The organism is Hungatella sp. (assembly GCF_046966825.1).
In genome coordinates, this window is record NZ_JBKVCZ010000265.1 from 1 (window position 1) to 3252 (window position 3252).

At 52.2% G+C, this 3252-nt stretch carries 2 protein-coding genes; both read right to left on the bottom strand.

Translation table 11 applies throughout. From position 1 onward, the window contains the following. Window positions 1–1212: glycoside hydrolase family 1 protein (locus ACLTD4_RS33545; protein WP_412331964.1), on the bottom strand; the 1212-nt coding region annotated here is incomplete at its 3' end. A gap of 11 nt (window positions 1213–1223) precedes the next feature. Beyond that, complete coding sequence (locus ACLTD4_RS33550; protein ID WP_117621308.1) at window positions 1224–3101, bottom strand: beta-glucoside-specific PTS transporter subunit IIABC; 1878 nt, start codon at window positions 3099–3101, stop codon at window positions 1224–1226. Between the last annotated feature and the right edge of the window lie 151 nt (window positions 3102–3252).

Below are 3252 nucleotides of genomic sequence, written 5' to 3' on the forward strand. Positions count from 1 at the left end.
GTCGCATATGGCTTCGCGCACCTGGATCAGATGCTGCCGCAGGTAGTCGATCCGGTAGTCGTCGAGCACCGTCTTTTCCCCATTTTCCAGAGTCACCAGCTGATCCTCGGCGCCGATGCCGTTTTCCACGATAAACAGCGGAAGCTGATACCTGTCATAGAGGCGGTTCAGCGTGTAGCGAAGCCCCTTGGGATCGATCTGCCAGCCCCAGGCGGTGGCCTTTAAATACGGATTCTTATATCCCTTTGACAAGTTGCCGCCGGTCGGCTCACCAAGCTCTGTATGCGTGGTGGCGCAGATGCTGGAATAGTAGCTGAAGGAGATGAAATCCACTGTGTTTTTCAGGATTTCCTGGTCCTCCGGCTCCATACGGATCTCAATTCCATGGGCCTTAAAATAGTTTAAGAGATACTTCGGATACGTTCCGCGGGCGTGAATATCTGCGAACAGGAGCGTTTCCCTGTCTTTCTCCATGGTCGCAATGATATCGTCCGGATCGGGAGTCAGGGGATAGACCGTAATTCCCAGAATCATACAGCCGATCTTCGCACCGGGCATCAGCTCATGGCCCAGCTTTACAGCCATGGCGCTGGCTACCAGCTCGTGGTGCATGGCCTGGTACAAATCCTGTTCCGTCAGCTGTTCCGCCGGCGTCTTAATGCCCCCGCTCATAAACGGGGCGTGAAGAAGGGAATTGATCTCGTTAAAGGTCAGCCAGTACTTCACCTTATCCTTATATCTGGTGAAAATGGTGCGACAGTACCGCTCGAAAAATCCGATCAGCTTCCGGCTTCTCCAGCCGTCGTACTTTTCCGCCAGCCCCAGCGGAGTCTCATAATGGGATATGGTAACCAGTGGTTCTATCCCGTATTTTAAGCATTCGTCAAACAGGCGGTCATAAAATTCCAGCCCTTTCTCATTGGGCGTCTCCTCGTCTCCCTCCGGAAAGATTCTCGACCAGGCGATGGAGGTTCGGAATACCTTGAATCCCATCTCTGCAAAGAGACGGATGTCTTCTTCGTAGCTGTGATAGAAATCGATCGCTTCCAGCTTCAGATTGTCTGCGGTGGGCCCCTCCGTCCGCTCTCCCCGCAGGCCGTGGGGAAGAACATCCTGGACAGAAAGACCTTTCCCGTCTTCGTTATACGCTCCCTCACACTGATTGGCGGAAACCGCGCCGCCCCATAAAAAATTTTCCGGAAATGTCATCATTCGTCCCTCCATCAATGCAGCCTCAAAAGCGGTTCTCCTGTCTTCACATGGCCTTCAGCCGCCGCGTCGACAGAACTGTAGTTAAAATGATTGGATATGATGACAGGTGTGATAACATCGTATCCTTCTGCTTTTATCGCTTCTAAATCAAATTCCAGAATGCAGTCTCCCACTTTTACCGTGTCGCCGGACTTCATTTTTACATGGAAATGTTTTCCTTTTAAATTTACCGTGTCCAGGCCAACGTGGATCAGAATCTCCGCCCCGTCCTCCGACACAAGCCCCATGGCGTGGCCCGTTTCAAAGATCGTGGAAATGGTTCCGTTCACCGGAGATACCACGCGTCCCTCCGACGGCTGTATCGCAATGCCTTTTCCCAGAATGCCTTCCGCAAATGTGGGATCATTGACTGTTTCCAGGGATACGGCCTCGCCGGTAAGCGGAGCAGCGACCATAACCGCCTTCGTACTTAAGGCATCCTGAGGCTGGTCTTTGGCACTCGTTTCGCCGTCCTCGTCCTGCGGATCCTTATACAGTACATAGGAAATGATGAACGCAATCACGACACTGACCGCCGCACCTGCACAGGCAAAGTAGAAGCTGGTGAGTGTGTCGCCGCCTAAATAGCTGGGCAGTGTCAAAAATCCGGGGGAACCGCCTGAATAGTTCTTAACATTTAAGATTCCCATCAGGAAGCCGCCCACACCGCCGCCGATCATGGCCGCGTACAGTGGTGTCTTGAAGCGGATGTTGATTCCGTAAAGTGCAGGCTCTGTAATTCCGCAGACTGCCGTGATTCCGGCCGAGGAGGCCAGCTGCCTGATCTCAGATTTTTTGCTCTTGAATGCTACCGCCAGAGCCGCGCCGCCCTGCGCCACATTGGAGCCAAGCATACCCGGATAGATCAGGGTATCGTAGCCCATGGTCATACGGTTGTTGATGCCGATAGGGATCAGTCCGTAATGGGTTCCTGTCATGACTAAAAGCGGTGTAAATGCACCTACCAGGGCCGGTACCAGCCAGCTGCAGTAATTGTTTAAGCTGTGTACGCCGGAGGCGATTAAGTTACTGATAATGGTCCCGATCGGTCCGATGACCACCAGGCCCACGATTCCCGTCACGATGGCTGTGATCAGAGGCTTTGTAAAGAATTTCACAGGTTTCGGAGAAATCCGGTCTGCGATCGGCTCTACATAGGACATGAACCATACGATCAGGATAATCGGAAGTACGGAGGATGAATATCCCGCATTGGTGATTGGAAGCAGGAAGATTCGGATCGCTTCCCCGCTCTCCTTCGAGGCCGCCACCATATTGATAAAATCCGGATGGAGCAGCATACCGCCCAGCATCATCGCCAGGTAAGGATTGCATTTGAACTTTTTAGCTGCGGAATTCGCCAGCAGAATCGGCAGGAAATAGAACGCCGCGTCCGCCATAAAATTCAGGGTCTGGTAGGTGGTGCCCGTCTTGTCCACCAGGCTGAACGCCGTTAAAAGCGCCAGGATCGCCTTGATCATACCGGCGGCCGTGATGGCCGGAAGAATCGGTGTGAAGATGCCGGAAAGTGTGTCCACCATCCGCGCTACGATCTTCCTGTCGTCCTTCTTATCTTTCCCTGAGCCGCTTTCGTCTTCGGCCGTGTGCTCGCACATCTCCGTCAGCGGCTTGTATACGCTGGCCACGTCGCTGCCGATTACGACCTGATACTGGCCGCCTTTGCTGATGACGCCCATGACGCCGTTCACTTTCTTTAAGGCCTCCGTCTGTGCCTTTCCCTCGTCTTTTAAATTAAAACGGAGTCTGGTGGCACAATGGGTAAGCCCGGAGATATTCTCTTCTCCGCCGATTTTTATAAGGATTTCTTCTGCAAGTTTTTTATAATCCATTTACTCGGTCCCCTCTTTTCTTTTGATGGACTCATCGTAACACATCATACCCATTTCTTCACTACGGAAAACGGGAAATGGTTCACCGTTTCAAAAAACATCAAAAAAACCGCTGTTTTTTTGAAACAGCGGTTCAAAACAGATTCTTATT